The 17983-nt window shown below is 73.8% G+C and carries 18 protein-coding genes; 6 read left to right on the top strand and 12 right to left on the bottom strand.

The features are described from left to right. Positions 1-6: 6 nt before the first annotated feature. The 3 genes from G514_RS0105240 to G514_RS0105230 are packed head-to-tail and all read right to left on the bottom strand — an operon-like array spanning position 7 to position 4465. Positions 7-1131, bottom strand: coding sequence for an acetate/propionate family kinase (locus G514_RS0105240; protein ID WP_028650893.1), 1125 nt, complete (start codon positions 1129-1131; stop codon positions 7-9). A gap of 22 nt (positions 1132-1153) precedes the next feature. Next, complete coding sequence (locus tag G514_RS0105235; protein ID WP_028650892.1) at positions 1154-3688, bottom strand: ABC transporter permease; 2535 nt, start codon at positions 3686-3688, stop codon at positions 1154-1156. Positions 3689-3694: 6 nt separating this feature from the next. Continuing rightward, on the bottom strand, positions 3695-4465 hold the full coding sequence (locus G514_RS0105230) for an ABC transporter ATP-binding protein (RefSeq protein WP_028650891.1): 771 nt from the start codon (positions 4463-4465) through the stop codon (positions 3695-3697). 200 nt (positions 4466-4665) lie between these two features. Here G514_RS0105230 and G514_RS25015 point away from each other — a divergent pair, with 200 nt between their 5' ends. After that, positions 4666-5115, top strand: a complete 450-nt coding sequence (locus G514_RS25015) for a CBS domain-containing protein (protein ID WP_051246844.1) — start codon at positions 4666-4668, stop codon at positions 5113-5115. Positions 5116-5125: 10 nt separating this feature from the next. On the opposite strand, the gene G514_RS0105220 is transcribed toward G514_RS25015, so the two are convergent. Beyond that, entirely contained in the window at positions 5126-5722 is a 597-nt protein-coding gene (locus G514_RS0105220) for a hypothetical protein (RefSeq protein WP_028650890.1), read from the bottom strand. Between the two features lie 26 nt (positions 5723-5748). After that, positions 5749-6717 (bottom strand): universal stress protein, encoded by a 969-nt coding sequence (locus tag G514_RS0105215; protein ID WP_028650889.1) that lies wholly within the window; start codon positions 6715-6717, stop codon positions 5749-5751. 321 nt (positions 6718-7038) lie between these two features. Between G514_RS0105215 and G514_RS30135 the strand changes: the two genes are divergently transcribed. After that, on the top strand, positions 7039-7233 hold the full coding sequence (locus G514_RS30135; RefSeq protein WP_157544613.1) for a hypothetical protein: 195 nt from the start codon (positions 7039-7041) through the stop codon (positions 7231-7233). Positions 7234-7264: 31 nt separating this feature from the next. Here the strand turns inward: G514_RS30135 and G514_RS25010 are convergent, their stop codons facing one another. The 4 genes from G514_RS25010 to G514_RS0105190 all read right to left on the bottom strand — a co-directional run bounded on the left by G514_RS25010 (position 7265) and on the right by G514_RS0105190 (position 9956). After that, positions 7265-7651: a hypothetical protein gene (locus G514_RS25010; RefSeq protein ID WP_051246842.1), complete on the bottom strand. Its 387-nt coding sequence runs from the start codon at positions 7649-7651 to the stop codon at positions 7265-7267. Between the two features lie 67 nt (positions 7652-7718). Further along, the gene (locus G514_RS0105200) at positions 7719-8645 is read right to left on the bottom strand and encodes a universal stress protein (protein ID WP_028650887.1); all 927 of its coding nucleotides are present in this window, start codon (positions 8643-8645) and stop codon (positions 7719-7721) included. Positions 8646-8674: 29 nt separating this feature from the next. After that, on the bottom strand, positions 8675-9523 hold the full coding sequence (locus G514_RS0105195; RefSeq protein ID WP_157544611.1) for a universal stress protein: 849 nt from the start codon (positions 9521-9523) through the stop codon (positions 8675-8677). 4 nt (positions 9524-9527) lie between these two features. Beyond that, positions 9528-9956 carry a pyridoxamine 5'-phosphate oxidase family protein gene (locus G514_RS0105190; RefSeq protein WP_211222041.1) on the bottom strand — a complete coding sequence of 143 codons (429 nt, stop codon included), beginning with the start codon at positions 9954-9956 and terminating at the stop codon, positions 9528-9530. 330 nt (positions 9957-10286) lie between these two features. Here G514_RS0105190 and G514_RS25005 point away from each other — a divergent pair, with 330 nt between their 5' ends. Continuing rightward, positions 10287-10844, top strand: coding sequence for a flavodoxin family protein (locus tag G514_RS25005; RefSeq protein ID WP_051246836.1), 558 nt, complete (start codon positions 10287-10289; stop codon positions 10842-10844). Here the strand turns inward: G514_RS25005 and G514_RS25000 are convergent. Then, complete coding sequence (locus G514_RS25000; RefSeq protein ID WP_245582109.1) at positions 10822-12588, bottom strand: sensor histidine kinase; 1767 nt, start codon at positions 12586-12588, stop codon at positions 10822-10824. The genes G514_RS25005 and G514_RS25000 overlap by 23 nt on opposite strands. A gap of 160 nt (positions 12589-12748) precedes the next feature. On the opposite strand from G514_RS25000, the gene G514_RS0105175 reads away from it, so the two are divergent. Continuing rightward, positions 12749-13135: a pyridoxamine 5'-phosphate oxidase family protein gene (locus tag G514_RS0105175; protein ID WP_028650884.1), complete on the top strand. Its 387-nt coding sequence runs from the start codon at positions 12749-12751 to the stop codon at positions 13133-13135. 48 nt (positions 13136-13183) lie between these two features. Here G514_RS0105175 and G514_RS0105170 read toward each other — a convergent pair whose 3' ends face one another. Beyond that, positions 13184-13864, bottom strand: a complete 681-nt coding sequence (locus G514_RS0105170) for a response regulator (protein ID WP_281167603.1) — start codon at positions 13862-13864, stop codon at positions 13184-13186. A gap of 140 nt (positions 13865-14004) precedes the next feature. Here G514_RS0105170 and G514_RS30130 point away from each other — a divergent pair, with 140 nt between their 5' ends. Beyond that, positions 14005-14181 carry a hypothetical protein gene (locus G514_RS30130; protein ID WP_157544610.1) on the top strand — a complete coding sequence of 59 codons (177 nt, stop codon included), beginning with the start codon at positions 14005-14007 and terminating at the stop codon, positions 14179-14181. Continuing rightward, positions 14178-15155 (top strand): Acg family FMN-binding oxidoreductase, encoded by a 978-nt coding sequence (locus G514_RS0105160; RefSeq protein WP_028650882.1) that lies wholly within the window; start codon positions 14178-14180, stop codon positions 15153-15155. Before G514_RS30130 ends, G514_RS0105160 begins: the two co-directional genes overlap by 4 nt. 6 nt (positions 15156-15161) lie before the next feature. Here G514_RS0105160 and G514_RS0105155 read toward each other — a convergent pair whose 3' ends face one another. Further along, complete coding sequence (locus G514_RS0105155; protein WP_084151792.1) at positions 15162-17888, bottom strand: bifunctional acetate--CoA ligase family protein/GNAT family N-acetyltransferase; 2727 nt, start codon at positions 17886-17888, stop codon at positions 15162-15164. Positions 17889-17983 lie beyond the last annotated feature (95 nt).

Raw genomic sequence — 17983 nt, 5'->3', positions numbered from 1 at the left:
GAGAGATCAACCGCCGAGGAGGTCGTGGACCTGGCGTGCGATGGCGAGCTCCTCGTCGGTCGGTACGACGAGCACCGCGACCCGGGAGCCGTCGGCACTGATGCGGCGGGGGCCGCCGGCGGCCCCGCGGTTGCGCGCGTCGTCGACCTCGACGCCGAGGGCGGAGAGCCCGTCCAGCGCGTCGGCGCGGAGGTCGGGGGCGTGCTCGCCGACGCCCGCGGTGAACACGATCGCGTCGGCCCCGCCGAGCACGGCGAGGTAGGCACCGACGTACTTGCGCAGCCGGTGGCAGTAGACGTCGTACGCAGTCCGCGCCGCGCCGTCGCCGCGTGCGACCGCCTCACCGAGGTCGCGGAAGTCGTGCACGCCGGCCAGCCCCTGCAGCCCAGAGCGGTGGTGCAGGAGCTCCTCGAGCCGGTCGGCGTCGTACCCCCGCCGCAGCAGGTGGAGGAGGACGCCCGGGTCGATGTCACCGGGTCGGGTGCCCATCACGAGGCCCTCGAGCGGCGTGAGCCCCATCGAGGTGTCGACCGGGAGACCGCCCCGCACGGCAGCGGCCGAGGCGCCGTTGCCGAGGTGCAGCACCACCAGCGAGAGCTCCTCGAGCGGTCGGCCGAGGAACCGCGCCGCCTCACCCGCGACGTGCTGGTGGCTGATCCCGTGGGCGCCGAAGCGGCGGATGCCGGCCTCGCGCGCCACGTCGCGGTCGAGGGCGTACGTCGCCGCGGCGGCCGGCAGGTCGGCGAAGAAGGCGGTGTCGAACACCGCCACCTGCGCCAGGTCGGGAAACGTCGTCCTGGTGGCCCGGATCCCGGCGAGCGCCGGCGGGTTGTGCAGCGGCGCAAGTGCCACCAGCTCCTCGATGCCCCGCTCCACGTCGTCGTCGACCCGGGTCGGCCCGGTGTAGCGGTCACCGCCGTGGACCACCCGGTGCCCGACCGCGAGCAGGTCCGCCGGGTCGACACCCCCTTCGGACAGCGCGGAGGAGACCTGCTCGAACGCACCGTCCCAGCCGCTCTCGTCGACGCGCTCCACCGTGCCGCGCACGGCGGTCTCCTCGGAGACGGGGTCGAGCACGCGGTACTTCAGCGAGGACGACCCGGCGTTGAGGACGAGGACCGCGCGGCTCATCCCGCCACGCTACGGCGTCGGCTCACTCGGTCGTGACCGCGCGCAGGACGTCGACCCGGCTCGCCCGCCGCGCGGGACCGAGCGCGGCCAGCACGCCGACCGCCACGGCGATCGCGAAGTAGACCCCCACGGTCAGCAGGGGCACCGACACCGTGGTGATGCCCTCGTCGCCCAGGGCTCTGGCCAGGGCGGCCCCGGACCCGACGCCCAGCGCCACGCCGGTGAGTGCCCCGAGCAACGACATCAGCACCGACTCCCGGCGCACGACCGCGCGCACCTGCCGTCGCGTCGCACCCACCGCGCGCATCAGCCCGAGCTCGCGAGTCCGCTCCACCACCGAGAGCGCGAGGGTGTTGACGATGCCGAGGACGGCCACCACCACGGCCAGGAGGAGCAACGCGGTGACGATCCCGAGCAGCTGGTCGACCGAGGCGCGGGCGTCGCGGGTGATGTCGGCAGGGGTGTTCACCTCGACGTTCGGGTACTCGGCCACGGCCTCCTCGATCGTCGCCTTCGCCTCGTCGGGGCCGATCCCGTCGGCCACGGTCAGGAGGATCGCACCGTCGAGCCGCGAGGTGACGTTGGCCTCGAAGTCAGCCATGGAGATCACGTAGTGCGCGTTGATCAGGCTGCCCCGACCGAACGTGCCGGCGACCTCGAACGTCGCGGGGCCGGTCTCCGGGAAGGTCACGACGAGCTCGTCGCCGGGCCGCACGCCGAGGTCCTCGGCGTTGCTCGCGCTCACCAGGATCCGGCCGGGCGCGAGGTCGGTGACCGCACCGCTCTCCATCCCGAGGTCGAGGACGCGATCGAGGCCCCTGGGGTCGAGCCCGGTCACCAGCTGCCCCGCGCCCGCGATCTGGGCCCCCCACTCCCTCAGCTCGACCACGTCGCGCACGTCGTCGCGGACTCGTAGCAGGTCGGCGACCGCAGGGCTGATGCCCATCCCGGCGCCCTCCGCCTCGAGGATGAGGTCGGAGCGGTTGCCGCCGCTCACCGCCTCGGTCACCGAGTCCTTGAGCGAGGAGGCGGTCACCGAGACCGCGACCACGACGGTCAGGCCGATGGTCAGCGCCAGCGCCGTCGCGGCGGCGCGGCGCGAGCTCCGGCGGACGTTGCGGGCGGCCAGCCGCCAGCCGTTGCCGCGCCGGCCGTGGTCGGCCACCCGCGCCAGGCCGCGCGCGAGGGACGGGCCGACGACGACCAGACCTGCGAAGGTCGTCACCGTGGCGATCACCGTCCACCAGCGCTGGTTGCCCATCAGGGCGATGAGCAGCAGGAGCCCCGCGCCGACGCCCGTGGTGACCCAACCTGCGAGGTGCCGGATCCGGCCGGAGCCCCGGCTGACCGGCACCACGTCGCGCAGCGCCTCCATCGGGGCGACGCGGGTCGCCGACCAGGCTGGCAGCACCGCGGCGACGGCCGTCACCCCGAGGCCCACGACCAGGCCCGCCACGACGGTGCGCATCTCGATGGCCGGCGACGTGCTGGGGATGTCCACCCCGACCAGGCCGAGCAGCGACCGGATGCCGAGGGCGAGACCGATGCCGCTGACCAGGCCGAGGAGGCCCGCGACCGCGCCGATCGCGACCGCCTCGGACAGCACGCCGCCGAGGACCTGGCGACGCGTCGCCCCGACCGCGCGCAGCAGCGCCACCTCCCGGCGGCGCTGGGCGACGAGCACGTTGAAGGTGTTCCAGATGACGAACGAGCCGACCAGCAGCGCCACCCCGGCGAAGACCAGCAGAACGGTGGTGAAGATGCCCAGTGCGTCGCGGACCGACTCGGTGCTGTCCTCGGCCACCTGTTCGCCTGTCACGGCCTCGACGCCGTCCGGGAGCACGGTGGCGATCCGGCCCCGGAGGTCGTCCGCGCTGACACCGTCCTCGGCGCGGGCGTCGATCTCGTCGACCAGCCCGGTCTTGCCCAGTGCCTCCTGTGCCGTCGGCAGGTCCCAACCGGACAGGGTCGCGCCGAGCAGGCTGTCGGTCTCGCCGAACCCGACGATGCCGACGAGCTCGTAGGTCTTCCGGCCGTCCTCCAGCACGACGTCGACGTCGTCCCCGACCTCGAAGCCCGCCTGGTGCGCCGTGCGCGCGTCGATGACCATCTCGTCCGGCCCGGAGGGTGGGCGGCCCTCACGCATCGTCCCGCCGCCGGACAGCTCGAGGTCGGCACTGATGCTGGTGCCGAACGTGGGCGCACCGCCTGGCTGGATGGGGACGCCGTCCTTGTCGATGATCAGCGCGAACCCGAAGACAGAGCCCTCCGCGGCCGCGACGCCGGGCACGGCGCGCACGGTCTCGACCAGGCCGTCGTCCACCGGGCGCACCTGGCCCCCCGTGGTCGTGACGTCGGCCTCGTAGGCGCTCTTGGAGCGCACGACGACGTCGGTGCCGGAGGTCAGCCCGGTGTAGAGCTCGTCGAAGGCCTTGACCATGGTGTCCGACAGCACGAACGTGCCCGACACGAACGACACCCCGATGACGACCGCCATGACGGTCAACAGCAGGCGGAGCTTGTTCACCAGCAGGTTGCGCAGCGAGACGCGGAGCATCGGTTGTCACGCCCCCAAGCGGCTCATGACGTCGAGGATCGCGCCGCGCGTCGGAGCGGCGAGCTCCTCGACGATCGCACCGTCCACGAGGAAGACGACGCGGTCGGCGTACGCCGCCGCGCCGGGGTCGTGGGTGACCATGAGCACGGTCTGCCCGAGCTCGTCGACCACCGAGCGCAGGAACCGGAGCAGCTCGGTGCCGGCCTTCTGGTCCAGGGCCCCCGTCGGCTCGTCGGCGAAGACGACCTCTGGGCGGGAGATGAGCGCACGAGCCACCGCGACCCGCTGCTGCTGGCCGCCGGAGAGCTCCGACGGGCGGTGGCACAGCCGCGCGCCCAGGTCGAGCTTGGCGACCACCGTCCGCTGCCACTCCGGGTCGGGAGCACGGCCGGCGAGGTCGGCCGGGAGGGTGATGTTCTCCTCGGCCGTGAGGGTCGGCAGGAGGTTGAAGGACTGGAAGACGAAGCCCAGCCGGTCGCGGCGCAGGATGGTGCGCTCGCGGTCGGACAGCGTCGCCAGGTCGATCTCGCGGACCAGCACCTGGCCCGCTGTGAGCGTGTCGAGACCGGCCAGGCAGTGCATGAGGGTCGACTTGCCCGACCCGGACGGGCCCATGATGGCGGTGAACTCACCCGACGGCAGGTCGAGCGAGACGTCGTCCAGTGCGACCACCGCGGTGTCGCCCTCCCCGTACACCTTGCGTGCCCGCACCGCCCTGGCCGCCAGCGGCGTCTCCGTGGCCGCGCGGCCGGGCGTCTCCGCTGGCTCCGTCCTCATGCGACCACCGTCTCGCCCTCTGGGAGGGAGCGGCAGAGCCGAACGTCCCCGCAGGGCACGACCAAGGCCCGACCCAGACCCGACCAGGGCCCGAGGCGGGCCCAAGGTCACCGCAGCGAGGACGTTCGGCCCGGGCCCCGGGGGGCCCGGCCACCAAGACTGAGGGGACCGAAGCACGACCCGACGTCCGAGGAGGAGCGATGACCGCCCACCCGCAAGGCCCGGTCTCCGCCGTCATGAGCTGGCCCGTGGCGACCATCGACCACGACGCCACCGTCCAGGAGGCCGCCGAGGCCCTCGCGGCCGATGACCTCGGCGCGCTCCTCGTGCTGCGCGACGGTGACCCCGCCGGGATCGTCTCCGAGCGCGACGTCATCGCCCACGTCGCCGCCGGGACCGAGCTGGGACATCTCAGCACCGGCGAGGTGATGGCCGGCGACCTTGTCACCGTCCAGGCCGACGCCACCTTGGTGGCGGCCGCGCGCGTGATGGCTGACGCCGGCGTGCGGCACCTGCCGGTTCTCCAGGGGCGGCTCATCGCGGGGATGGTCTCGATCCGCGACCTGCTCCCGGTGCTCGCCGACGCGGTCGACGACGAGGACGTCGTCGTCGTGCCCAGCGGCACCCGCGTCGTCGTACGGACGCCCTGAGCGCCGGTGCCTACGGCGAGCCGACGGAGCGGGCGCGGTCCCGGGCGAGCGCCAGGCCCGCGGCCCAGCCCGGGGCACGGCCGCCCCGCGGCGGCGCCACCTCCGACAGGTCGACGTCGCTCGAAGCGAGCAGCCAGGCGACCAGGCTGTTGGAGTTCCACATGTCACCGGCATGGAGCTCGTCGCGGCCCCAGGTGAGGGCGGGCACGGTCGCGACCACGTCGAGCACCCGGTCGGCAACGACGGGATCCTCACTCACCCGGACCGGGCCGTCGGCGACCCACGCCCGGTCGGGGATGTCGCCGTCCTCCCATTGCCGCACCTCGTAGCGGAAGGCACGCAGCCGGCCGAGCAGGCGCAGGCCGACCGGTCCTTCGACGACCACCCCGCGGTCGGGCGACGCGTCGCTCCACACCGGCGCCATCTCGATGACGTGGCGGCTGCCCGAGCGGCACACCTCGAGCGCGGAGTGGAACAGCGGCTGCGGTCGGCGACCCTCGCGCAGCGCAGACAGCCGCTCGAACACCCAGCCGCAGCGCGGCACGACGACGCCACCGGCGCCGAGCGGCAGCCAGTAGAGGTCGACCCAGCCGCTCGACGCCGGCACCGGACCGCTCCGATCCCGTGAGACTTCTAGAACTCGAAGACCAGGCGTGCGGCGGCCCGGCCGGAGAGGACGTCGTCGAACGACTCAGCGGCGGTGAGGTCCTCGGCCAGTCTCGGCTCCACGACCATGACCGGGCACGTGGCGTGGTCGAGCACGTGTCGCACGATCGGACCGAGGTGCGAGCCGAACGGCAACCGGGGGTCACGCCGTGCCACGACCAGCATCGAGGACGCTGCCGACGCATCCACCAGCACCTCGGCTGGTCGCCCCCACCGCACGGTGAAGGTGCACGGCACCCGGTCGCAGATGCTGTCCGGGAGATTGGTGTCGCGGACCAGCTCGTCGTGCGCCAGCCGCAGGAGGTCCTGCTCGGGGGTCTCGCGCCGAAGGATCTCCTGGTAGGCCTCGGGGAGGTAGACCACGCGCAGGATCTGCACCGGCAGGTCCTCGGCGGCCGCCAGACCCAGGGCCGTCCAGACCTCCGCGTCGGCGCGCGCGGCATCCTCGACGGCCACGGTGATCGGGCGGGGCTGCTGCGGCGGTCGCCACCCTCGGGGGACCGACACCACGGGCGCGTGTGCCCGCGCCGCCACACCGGCGGTGATCGAGCCTTCCGCCAACCGCTCCCAGCGGCCGAGGTGGCGGCGTTCGAGGACGACGAGCTGGGCGCTCCGGCTTCGGTCGACCAGCGTCCCGACCGCACCACCACGCACGAGCTGCGTCGTCACCGGCTGCTTGCTGCCCAGCCGGCTCCGCACGCGCGTCGCGGCTTCTTCCAGCCGCGCCTCGCCCTCGCTCACGAGCTGCCCGAACGCGATGCCGACCTCCCATGCACCGGTCGGCCCACCGAGCACCGCGGGCACCGCGTGCACCAGCTCCACGCCGAGCCCGAGCCGCTCCGCGGTCTCGACGACGAAGGCGATCGTGCCGTCGGACAACCGGTCGCGGCCCCCCACACCGAGGAGGACGGCGGCCTCTGTGTCGACCGAGCTCATCGCGATCTCCTTCCTCATCCTGTGCCTTCCGACGATGGCACCGCGGTGCGTGCCGCATGAGGGCCGTTGGTCCCGTGCCGCCGAGACCTCGGTCCGTTCCGGTGCCGGTGAGGACTCGAGACGGTGCTTGCATGACCGAGGCCCCTCACGTGGTGACCGTGCTCGTCCGGTCAGAGCCCGACGGCGGGCGGGTGACCTGAGATGTGGACGACGTGGCTGGCCATGCAGCCCTGGCCCCGTCGATCGCCCGCATCGCAGCCAACGCCGTCTGCGAGCGACCTGATCCTGTCTCGGACCCGCCACGCCTCCTTCACGGCCGAGGTGGCCGAGCACGTCACGGAGCCGTTGACCCGCCGCGAGCTCCGCGAGCTGTGGGACGTGACCACAGATCTGTTGGACCGACCGCTCGCCCCTTCCCAGCGGCTCAACCTGGTGCTGCTGCGCGTCCACGTGCTGGGTCGGCTGGAGGCCGTGTCACCCAGGACCGCCGAGGCGCTGCTGCGCGGCGACCGGTGATCAAGGACGTCACTGGGGGCCGGCCGCGGGATCAGACGACCACGACGCCGTCGACCTCGTCGACCCTGACGCCGCTCCTTCGCAACCGGTCCTCGACCACCGCCGGGTGCGGAGTGCTGACCAGCAGCTCGTCGTACTCACCGCTGCGCATCGTGATCGCGAGCCCCTCCCGGTCGCGTCGCAGCGCCACCAGCTGGCGATGACCGGGCCGCCACCACGTACCGAGCAGCCAGATCCCGGGCACGCCCAGACCCGTGCGCCAGCCGTGCACCGCGGCCCACGGGTCGCGCAGACGACGCACCGAGCGGACCTCGGACAGGGGCACGTCGAGGTCGTGGATCAGCCCGAGCAGCGTCTCGGTCGCCGTGAAGCCGACGCGGAGCCGGCCGCCGTCGAGGTCGACGTCGATCATCACCATGGTTCAACCCCACTTCCTTCCACCCCTGCAACTCGTGGAGCAGCGCCACCGGCAGGGCCAGAGATCCTCACTTGAGGAGTGCGCCGGCCTGCTCCAGCTCCAGGTCCTGCGCGACCGGCACCGGGTCGGCGACGTAGGGCACGACCTGGACGGGCACCTCGCTGAGGCGCAGCAGGTCGTGACCGATCCCACCGAGCTGGCCGTACGGCGGGAGCGCGAGCCGGCGCCGGGAGATCAGGAGCAGGTCTGCACCCTCGCTCGCACCCAGCAGCACCCTCGCGGCCGGGCCGTGGACCACGCGGGTCTCGACGGTCACGTCGGGACAGGCGGCCCGCCAGTCGGCCGCCACGTCGTCGAGGATCTCGGTGCCGTTGCGGACCCACTCGTCGGCGTGGGTGCGGGCCTCGATGGTGTCGGAGTAGGGATCGGTGAGGTGCCAGGCGGTCACGAGGGTGAGCACGGCACCGCGGGCGGCTGCCTCGGAGAACGCGTGCGCGAGCAGCTCGCTGGTGTTGCGGCCGGGCTTGACGCCTGCCACGACCCGGCCGCGCAGGTCTCCCTCGGTCCAGAAGGACGGCACGACCACGACGTCGGTCGGGGCGCGGGCCGCGATGCTCGCCGTCGCGGCGCCGGTGAGCAGGCGCTCGATCCCGCGCCTGCTCTCGCGGCCCACCACCAGGAGCTGCCCCTCTTCCGCTGCACCGACGACACCGGTGGTGCGCTCGCCGAGCGTCAGGAGCGTGTCGATCCTCAGGTCTGGCGCGAGCTCGCGGGCCGTCAGCTCGACGCCGGCGAGGAGGTCGGCGCCGGTCTGGCGCAGCCCTGGCAACGGCACCGCCAAGCCCGGGCTCAGCACGGTCGGCAGCACGTGCACCAGCCGCAGTGACGTGCTCCGGCGCCGGGCCTCGCAGATGGCGTAGCGGAGCGCGCCCGCGCTGCCGGGCAGCCCGTCGACACCGACCACGACGGGACGGGATCCGGGGTTGTCGTTCATGTCGCCTCCTTGGGTGGCCATGACCTGGGTCACGAAGCGCGGCGGGCGTGCGCAGGCACGGCCGGGCCTTCCTCGATGCGCGGGTCCTGCGAGTCCGGGTGCACGTGGCCCGGGGCGGTCAGGAGCACCGGGCAGCTGGCGGCGGCGAGGAGCTCCCGCGCCAGGCTGCCCAGTCGGGAGTGGTCCGGGGGGCGCGGGTGGTGGCGGCCGACCACGAGCAGGTCCGACGAGGTCGCGGCGGACGCCAGGGCGGACGCCGGAGGCGCCGCGGTGAGCTCCACCGCGAGGTCGCACCCGTCGCCGCCCAGCCGCTCGAGCCGCGTGTCGGCGTCCGCGCGCGACGCACCGCCGGCCACGACCACCCGGAGCACGTCGCCGCGCAGCCGGGCAAGAGTGATGGCAGCCCGCACGGCGGTGTCGTCGGCTGCCTGGGTGTCCAGACCGACCGTGACGACACCGCGCCGCCGCTCGACCCAGCTCGTCGGGACGACGACCACCGGGGTGTCGGTCACCGAGGCCAGCACGACCGCGTCGGACTCCATCGGGAGCCGGTGGTTGCCGGGCGGCAGCTGCTCGAGGACGACGAGGGCCGCGGAGTCGGCCAGCGCAACGGCTTCGTCGCGCGTGCCGCCGCAGAGATGGGTGCTCTGGACGAGGACCCGGCCCGCGACCTCGCCCGCGGCCCGGGCGTGCGCGAGCCTCAGCGAGTCCCGGCCGACGCGGATGAGCCAGCGGTCCCCCGAGGGCGACACGTGCACCAGCCGCAGCGGTCGGAGGGTGCGCGTCGCCTCCGCCGCGCCGTAGCGAACGGCGGCTCCGGAGTCGCCGCGGTCGACGAAGACCAACACGGGCGCAAGAGGGGCGTCGGTATTGTTCATGCGCTCACACCAGCTCGTGGTCGGGCTCGGGGCGGCGCAGCCGGAACCTGCGTCCGGTGACGACGGTCGGCCGCAGCTCGACCACGTCGGGGGTCGGCGTCAGGATCCACGGCTGGTGGGCGAGCCCGTCGACCCGGTGCTCCTCGTCCTCCTGCAACCGGTGCAGCTCACCCCGGACGACGACCGACCACGCTGCGAGGTCGTCGTGCCAGTCGATCTCGAAGGCGACGTCGGAGTGGAGCGCGGCTGCGAGCAGCTTGTTGCCTGATCCGGTCCGGAACAGCAGCGCGCCGCTGTCGACGAGGTAGTTGATCGGCACCAGGTGCACCTCGTCGACGAGGCGGTAGGCGAGTCGCCCGAACTCCCCGTCCGCGAGCAGGCTCCAGCACTCGTCCTGAGACAGCTCCTCGACCGGCTGGTCGATGTCGGTCACCATCGCGTCCTCACCTCCCGTGCTGTTCCTGGTGGAGCGGCGGCGAGGATCCGGCCGTGCGAACACGGTGTGGGGCCTGGGCCGTCCTCGCGCGCTCCCACGCGACTCGGGCCGCCGGCGCTTGCATCCCTGGGATCCTCGCCGCCACCACCAGTCCACCTCGCTCGCCGCGACCCGGGCAGGGGCCTAGGTCCCGACTCGACGCGACCGAAGGACCCGTCGGCCGGCGCGGGACCATCGGCCCGGGCCGCGACGACCTCGGTCCCTGCCCCGTGGAAGCGCCGACCGGAAGGGTCGGGACGGAGACCACGTCGTGCGCAGGAGGACGTCATGAAGGCCCTGGTCGTGTTCGAGTCGATGTTCGGCAACACCGAGACGGTCGCCGGAGCGATCGCGCGCGGGTTGCAGCTGGAAGGGGTCGACACCGGCCTGGTCGAGGTGCACGCTGCACCGCACCGACTGGCCGCGGACCTCGACCTCCTCGTCGTCGGCGGGCCCACGCACGCGTTCGGCATGAGCCGGGCGAGCACCCGCGCGGACGCCGTGCGCCAGGGCGCCCCGGCCCAGCGCGCCACGACAGGCATCCGCGACTGGCTCGCGTGCGTCGAGCTCGACCCGGGGCGAGCGCCCGCGCTCGCGACGTTCGACACCCGCGTGACCAGGGTGCGCCGGCTGCCGCAGGCTGCTGGGCCGTCCGCGGCCCGGGCGGGCCGCCGCCGCGGTCTCGAGCCGGTCGCCCGGCCACGGGCCTTCCTCGTCGACGACGTCCGCGGACCGCTCGCCGCCGGCGAGCCGGAGCACGCGGTCAGGTGGGGCCGGGGCCTCGCAGTGGCGTTCGTCGACCGGGCCGCCGCGTGCGGACCGGTCAGTGCCCCTGGTCGCGACTGACGTCGGGGGCGGCCGGCACCGACCAGGTGACCGTGGTGCCAGCGCCGGGCCGGGAGCGCACCGTGAACGCGCCGCCGTGCTTGAGCGCGCGCTGACGCATGTTGTCGAGACCGCTCTCGAGCACGCCCTGCTCCATGCCCTTGCCGTCGTCGGTCACCTCGACCACCACGTCGTCGCGGGCCCTGACGAGGACGGCCACGGCGGAGGCCTCGGCGTGCCGGCTGGCGTTGCTCAGCGCCTCGCCCAGCACGGCGAGCAGGTCGGGCGCGAGCTCGGACGTGACCACCGTCCGGACCGGGCCGTCGAACTGCAACGACGGGTGGAACTTCATCGTCGTGGCGGCGCGGTCGACGATCCGCTCGATCTCGGTCTGGACGTCGTTGGTGGCATCCATCGTGCCGAGCGCGAAGATCGTGCGGCGGATGTCCCTGATCGTGCCGTCGAGCTCGTCGACCGCGCGCTCGAGGCGGGCCGAGACGTCGGGGTGGACCGCCAGCCGGGCGGCGCTCTCGAGGCTGAGCCCGATGGCGAACAGCCGCTGGATGACCAGGTCGTGCAGGTCGCGGCCGATGCGGTCGCGATCCTCCAGCATGTCCAGCCGCTGCTGGTCCTCGCTGGCGCGCGCGATCTGGAGGGCGAGGGCCGCCTGCTCCGCGAAGCTCGCCGGCAGCGCGGCGTCGACGGCGTCGTACCCCGCCTCGTGCTCGGAGGTCCAGGCGAGGGCGAGCGCGCCTTCCACGGCGTTGCCCGAGCTCATCGGCACCACGACCGCAGGACCCAGGCTCGGCCAGCCGAGGCTCGCCGAGGGGTCCACGGCCCGTGGGTCGGAGGCGAGGTCACGGACGGTGATCGCCTCGCCGCTGCGGACGACCTCGGCGGCGAGCGACCGGTCCATCAAGACCTCGCCCATCGCACCGACGTCGGCCGCGATGCCCGAGACCACCCGGAGCTCGAGCGACTCGCTGTCGGCCCCGGCGACGATCCAGGCGACGTCTGCCCCCGCGACCTCGCGGGCCCGGTCGGCGACCAGCTGGAGGGCATCGCGACCTCGGCTGGAGTCGGCCAGGATCGCGGCGATCTCCGCCGTCGCCCGAAGCCACAGCTGACGGCGCTCGGCCTCCTCGTAGAGCCGGGCGTTCTCGATCGCGACGCCCGCGGCCGCGGCCAGGGCGATCGCGACGGTCTCGTCCTCGTCGGTGAAGTCCCCGCCGCCGGCCTTCTCGGTCAGGTAGAGGTTGCCGAAGACCTGGTCGCGGATCCGTACCGGCACCCCCAGGAAGGAGCTCATCGGGGGGTGGTGCTCGGGGAAGCCGTACGACGCGGGGTGGGCCGCGATGTCGTGGAGCCGGATCGGCCGGGGCTCGTCGATCAGCAGGCCGAGGAGGCCGTGCCCGGTGGGCAGCTCACCGATCTTCGTCACCACGTCGGTGTTCATGCCGTGGTGCACGAACGTGCGGAGCCGGCGCTCCGACCCGGTGTCGAGGACGCCGAGGGCGGCGTACCGGGCGTCGACCAGGGTGCTGGCGATCGTCACGATCCTCGAGAGCACGCCGTCGAGGCTGAGGTCGGCCGCCATCGTGACGACGGCGTCGAGCAGCAGGCGCAGCCGGGCCTGCTCGTCGAGCACGCCCTGCACCCGGTTGAGGACCTCGCGCAGCAGGTCGTCGAACTCCACGTCGCGGAGTGCACGTGCGTCGAGCTCGGCGCGGTGGTCGCCGCCGCGGTCAGTCGTCTCCTCGATCACCAGGCTTCCTCCCGTGGATCAGCGACAACCTAGTCTGCCGGACGCTCGACCTGCCCACAGGCATGGCAGAAGGTCCCTGCTCCGGGGGCCTTGCGGACCTGCCGACCTCCCACCGGCTTCGCCGATGCTCTCGACAACGACGCAGCCGAAGGAGGCAGCCATGGACCAGAGGGTCCTCGACCTCTCCCCCGACGAGTGCTGGGAGCTCGCCGCGAGCCAGCCGGTCGGCAGGCTCGGCTGGGCTGGCGCCCACGGCATCACGATGATCCCGGTCAACTTCGCCGTCACCGGCGACGAGGTGCTGGTGCGCACGACCGCCCACTCGGGTGCGGCTCGGGAGTGCGACGACAGCGCGGTCGCGTTCGAGGTCGACCACGTGGACGCCTCGACCAGGTCCGGCTGGAGCGTCCTCGTGCGAGGCACGGCGCACCTCGAGTACGGCGCCCCGCAGGACGCCGAGCCGGACGTGTGGGCGCCCGGCCCGCGCAGCGTGCGGCTGCGCATCGTCGTCGCCGACGTGACCGGGCGGCGGATCACCCCCGCCTGAGTCGGAGGCCCGAGTCCCGGGGGCACCGAGGTGGGGGCCGAGCCGGCCTCAGCCCCGGGTGTGCTTCGTGGCGAAGATCGCGGCCTGGGTCCGGCTGTTGAGCCCGAGCTTGGCCAGCATCGAGGACACGTAGTTCTTCACGGTCTTCTCGGCGAGGAACATGGTCTCCGCGATCTGGCGGTTGGTCATGCCTTCCCCGATCAGCTCGAGGATCCGCTGCTCCTGGGCGGTGAGCCCCTCGAGCTCCTTGTCCTTCGGTGGACCGTTGCGCACGCGCTCGAGCACCTGCGCGGTCATCGCCGGGTCGAGCGTCGACTGCCCGGCGGCGACTCGGCGCACCGTGTCGACGAAGTCGTTGCCGCGCACCTGCTTGAGGATGTAGCCCGAGGCGCCGCCCATGATGGCCGCGAAGAGCGCGTCGTCGTCGTCGTAGGACGTGAGGATCAGGGCCTTGATCGTCGGGTCGACCGACCGGATGTCCCTGCACACGTCGATGCCGGACCCGTCGGGGAGCCGGCCGTCGAGGATCGCGACGTCGGGTCGCAGGGCCGGGATGCGGCGGGACGCCTCCTGTGCCGAACCGGACTCGCCGACGACCACGATGTCGCCCTCGCTCTCGAGCAGCTCCCGGATGCCCCGACGCACGAGCTCGTGGTCGTCGAGCAGGAAGACCCGGATGGTGGAGGCGTCGGACTCGGCCGGGGACGCGGCCTGGGGAGCGTCGGTCACGGTCTCCACGGTAGTGGTTCCCGCCGCGCCACGGAGGGGGCGGATCGGCCCGGGCCGACAGGACCTTGGTCCCTGTGCCGGCGCCACGCGGGACCGCACGCTTGGACGATTCCCGCCGCACCCGTCTCGGAAGGCCGCTCGTGACCATCATCCAGGCTCCGCACCCGCCGTCGCGGGTGGAGCCGACCGTCCACGCCTCTCTCGGGGGTCGGTGCGCGGGCGGGTCGTTCCTGGTCGTGGGCCGCGTCGACCTCGGGCCGGTCTCGGCCGGTCCGGAGGTCCACCGCGACGTCGCCGACCACGGGCGGACGGCATGACCGCCACCCACGTCCCGCCGGACACGATGCGCCGGATCGTCGAGCTCGCGACCCGCGCGCCGAGCGTGCACAACACCCAGCCGTGGCGCTGGCGGGCCGGCCCCACCTCGCTCGAGCTGTACGCCGACCGGTCCCGCCAGCTCCACGAAGGTGACCCCGACGGGCGCAACCTGACTATCAGCTGCGGTGCCGCGCTGCACCACGCGCAGGTGGCCGCCGACGCACTCGGGTGGGCCGCCACGGTGACCCGGCTGCCCGACGAAGGCACGCCGGACCTCCTGGCCGTCCTCGCCCTCGAGCCGGCCACACCGTCGCGCCACGCGGCCGCGCGGCTCGACGCGATCGAGAAGCGCTGCACCGACCGGAGGCGGTTCACGTCGTGGCCGGTCGCTGACGACCGGCTGACCCACCTCGCCGCCCAGGCCTCGTCGCAAGGTGCTCGGGCGCTGCCCCTCACCGACGTGACCGAGCGCTTCCACGCCGAGATGCTCATCAACCGAGCCGTCCACCTCCAGCCCGGGGACGACCCCGCGATGGTCGAGCAGAGGTCGTGGATCGATCGCGGCGTGCAGGACGGCGTCCCCTCCGCGGTGCTGCCTGTCCCTGACGACCTCCGAACCCGGCGCCAGAGCCGGTTCGCGGGCGGCCTCCTGGACGACATCGGCGGAGACGAGGTCGAGGGGTCCGACGGCCTGATCGTCCTGTGCGCCTCCGACGACGACCCGGCGGCCTGGCTGACCGCCGGTGAGGGGCTGAGCGCCCTGTGGCTCGAGGCCACGATCGACGGGATGTCGGTCGTGCCGCTCAGCCAGGTGGTCGAGGTCGACGAGACCCGGGCGGCGTTCCACCTCGGCGTGCTCGGTGGCCTCGCCCGACCGCTCGTGGTGATCCGCGTCGGGTGGCAGGCGATCAGCCGCAGCGAGCTGCCGCGCACCCCGCGCCGGCCGGTCGCCGAGGTCCTCGAGCTGAGCTGACCGGGCCTAGGTGACCGGGCGCAGCTGCCGGGGAGCGTGCGCGTCCGGCCCGACCGGGGTCCCCAGCCGCACCTTCGCATCCACGACGGCACAGCCGGCGGCGCTGACGACGACGGGGTTGAGGTCCAGCTCGGCGACCTCCGGGACGTCGACGGCCAACCTCCCGAGTGCCGTCACCAGGTCGACCAGGCCGGCGACGTCGCCGGCGGGTGCGCCGCGGAGCCCCTCGAGCAGCCGCGAGATCCGCAGCGACCCGATCGCGCGTCGCGCCTCGGCCGTCGAGACAGGCGGCACGAGGAAGGCGCGGTCGTCCCAGACGTCGGTCGCGACACCGCCGCTCGCGACCATGACCAGCGGTCCCATCGAGGGGTCGCGCACCAGGCCGAGGGCGATCTCGGTGCCCGCGACCATGGGCTGCACCAGCACCTGCGGTGCGTGGCCGACGGTCGCGCGGAAGTCGCGGTAGGCGCCCAGCACCTGCTCGCGGGTCCGTAGCCCCGTGCGCACCAGCCCGAGCTCGGTCTTGTGGACGACGCCCGGGTCGGTCACCTTCACCGCCACCGGGAAGCCGAGACGCGAGGCGCAGCTCGCGGCCTCCGCCGCCGACGTGGCGGCCGAGCCGAGCAGAGGGATGCCCCAGTCCTGGAGGAGAGCCGCGCACTCGGCGGCGTCCAGCCAGCGGGCGCCCGACAGCGTGGCCCGCACCCGGCGCCGTGCCTCGACCAGGAGTGCGGGGTCGCTGGTCTGCGGGGCGACAGGCTCCTCGACCAGCCACTCGGCGTAGCGCGCGGCCCGGCCGAGGGCCCTGAGCGCCGAGGCGGTGGTGCGGTAGGTCGTGATCGGGACCGGCGACGGTGCCGCGTCCGGCAGGCCCCCGAGTGGCACGCCGACGACGGTGACCTCCGGGTGCGGGGCCCGGGCCTTCGTCAGCTCGGGCATGGTCGCGCTGCCGTCGGTGACGCCGGTCGCGACCGGCGCGACGAGGACGGCGTCCACCTCACCGGACGCCAGGACGGCCTCGAGCAGGTCGGCGAGTTGCGTCGGTGAGACTCCCGCACCGGCGTCGACCGGGTTGGACGTGCCGGTGGTGCCGTGCACGAGCGCGCCCAGTCGGCGCTGCAGGGCGGGCGAGAACTCGACGACGTCGAGACCCTCGTCGGCGGCCGCGTCAGCGGCCAGGACGCCCATGCCTCCGGCGTTCGAGAGGATCGCGATCCGGCGCCCGGCCGGCAGCGGCTGCTCGGTCAGCAGGACGGCGGTGCGCGCCAGGTCCTCGGCGTCGCGGCAACCGATGACGCCGGCCTGCGCGAACAGCGCGTCCACGCCGACGCCGGGCGTGGCGGCCGCTGCGGTGTGCGACACACCGGCCCGGCTGCCCCCGGCGGACCGGCCGCCGACGACGGCCAGCAGCGGCTTGCGCCGGGCGAACCTGCGGGCGAAGCGCGCGAACTTCGCCGAGTTGCCGAACGACTCGAGATAGAGCGCTGCTGCGGTCACCTCCGGGTCGTCGTACCACGCCGCGAGCAGGTCGTTGCTCGAGACGTCGGCCTTGTTGCCGAGCGAGACGAACGTGTGGACGCCGAGCCCGAGCTCGCGGGCGAGGTCCATCAGGACGATGCCCACCCCGCCGGACTGGCTGGCGACGGCGAGCCCGCCGGCCGGCGGGACGGCGTCGTGGAAGGTGGCGTTGAGCCGCAGCGAGGGGTGGTTGCACAGCAGACCCAGGCAGTTCGGGCCAACCACCCGCACGTCGTGGGCGCGGGCCAAGGTCACGATGTCGTGCTGGATCCTGGCGCCCTCCTTGCCGAGCTCGCTGAACCCTGATGAGACGATCACGGCAGCCCTGGCCCCGGCCGTGACCGCGTCGCGGAAGACGTCGAGCACGCGCGCGGCGGGGACGCAGATGACGACCAGGTCGACCGCGTCGGTGACCTCGAGCAGCGAGGCATACGCCGGCAGCCCGGCCAGCCGCTCGGCGCGCGGGTGGACCGGCACGACCCGGCCGTGGAAGCCGGCGTCGACGATCGAATGGAGCACGGTCGCCCCGATCCCGGTGCCGTCCGAGCGAGCGCCCACGACGGCGACGGACCCCGGCCGCAGCATCGGCCGCAACGACCGGGCCTCAGCCCGGAACTCACGGGCGTCCGCTCGCTCGGTCGACTCCTGGGTCGGCCCGGTGCCCAGCGTCAGCACCACGGTGCCCGCGTCGAAGCTGCGTTCGTAGGTGTAGCCGGCGTCGGAGAAGACGCTCAGCATCGCGTGGTTCTCGGTGAGCACGTCGGCCTCGAGCGCGGTGATGCCCAAGGCGAGGGCGTGAGCGGCCAGGTGCTCGAGCAGGAGCGTCCCGACCCCGTGCCCCCTGGCGTCGTCAGCGACGAGGAAGGCGACCTCCGAGCGGGTAGGGCTCATCGGTTCGGCGGTCGCGAGCCCGACGAGGCGGCCGTGCAGCTCGGCCACCAGGGCCAGCGTCCGCTCGTCCTGGAGCACGTGGTCGACGTACGCGTGCGCGGCATGGCGCGCGACGCTGAAGAAGCGCAGCCGGATCGCCTCGTCCGAGACCTGCTCGTGCAGCTCGTGCAGGGCCGGGCCGTCACCCGGGCGCAGCGCCCGGATCACCGCGATGGAGCCGTCGGCCAGGAGCACGTCCGCCGGGCCCCGCGCCTCCGCGGTCCCGGACGCGGGGGTGCTCCCGGTCCTCGCGTCACTCCGAGCTCCGGTCGCATCCACAGGCATGACCTCAGCCTCCGGCGCGGCGAGGGCCGGTAGGGAGGGTCCTTGGTCCCGGGCGCCCGGGCCGCACGGCCGTGGGGTCCGGGCGCGCCCGGGAC

The sequence above is a fragment of the Nocardioides halotolerans DSM 19273 genome, from assembly GCF_000422805.1.
Taxonomy (GTDB): domain Bacteria; phylum Actinomycetota; class Actinomycetes; order Propionibacteriales; family Nocardioidaceae; genus Nocardioides; species Nocardioides halotolerans.
The sequence above is the reverse complement of the archived record's forward strand: the minus strand, read 5'-3'. Positions and strand labels throughout refer to the sequence as shown.

Excerpts from the sequence above, each read along its gene's own strand:
- G514_RS0105240 (WP_028650893.1), bottom strand. The coding sequence starts at position 1,131 with ATGAGCCGCGCGGTCCTCGTCCTCAACGCCGGGTCGTCCTCGCTGAAG.
- G514_RS0105235 (WP_028650892.1), bottom strand. The coding sequence starts at position 3,688 with ATGCTCCGCGTCTCGCTGCGCAACCTGCTGGTGAACAAGCTCCGCCTG.
- G514_RS0105230 (WP_028650891.1), bottom strand. The coding sequence starts at position 4,465 with ATGAGGACGGAGCCAGCGGAGACGCCCGGCCGCGCGGCCACGGAGACG.
- G514_RS25015 (WP_051246844.1), top strand. The coding sequence starts at position 4,666 with ATGACCGCCCACCCGCAAGGCCCGGTCTCCGCCGTCATGAGCTGGCCC.
- G514_RS0105215 (WP_028650889.1), bottom strand. The coding sequence starts at position 6,717 with ATGAGCTCGGTCGACACAGAGGCCGCCGTCCTCCTCGGTGTGGGGGGC.
- G514_RS25010 (WP_051246842.1), bottom strand. The coding sequence starts at position 7,651 with ATGGTGATGATCGACGTCGACCTCGACGGCGGCCGGCTCCGCGTCGGC.
- G514_RS0105200 (WP_028650887.1), bottom strand. The coding sequence starts at position 8,645 with ATGAACGACAACCCCGGATCCCGTCCCGTCGTGGTCGGTGTCGACGGG.
- G514_RS0105195 (WP_157544611.1), bottom strand. The coding sequence starts at position 9,523 with ATGAACAATACCGACGCCCCTCTTGCGCCCGTGTTGGTCTTCGTCGAC.
- G514_RS25005 (WP_051246836.1), top strand. The coding sequence starts at position 10,287 with ATGAAGGCCCTGGTCGTGTTCGAGTCGATGTTCGGCAACACCGAGACG.
- G514_RS0105175 (WP_028650884.1), top strand. The coding sequence starts at position 12,749 with ATGGACCAGAGGGTCCTCGACCTCTCCCCCGACGAGTGCTGGGAGCTC.
- G514_RS0105160 (WP_028650882.1), top strand. The coding sequence starts at position 14,178 with ATGACCGCCACCCACGTCCCGCCGGACACGATGCGCCGGATCGTCGAG.
- G514_RS0105155 (WP_084151792.1), bottom strand. The coding sequence starts at position 17,888 with ATGCCTGTGGATGCGACCGGAGCTCGGAGTGACGCGAGGACCGGGAGC.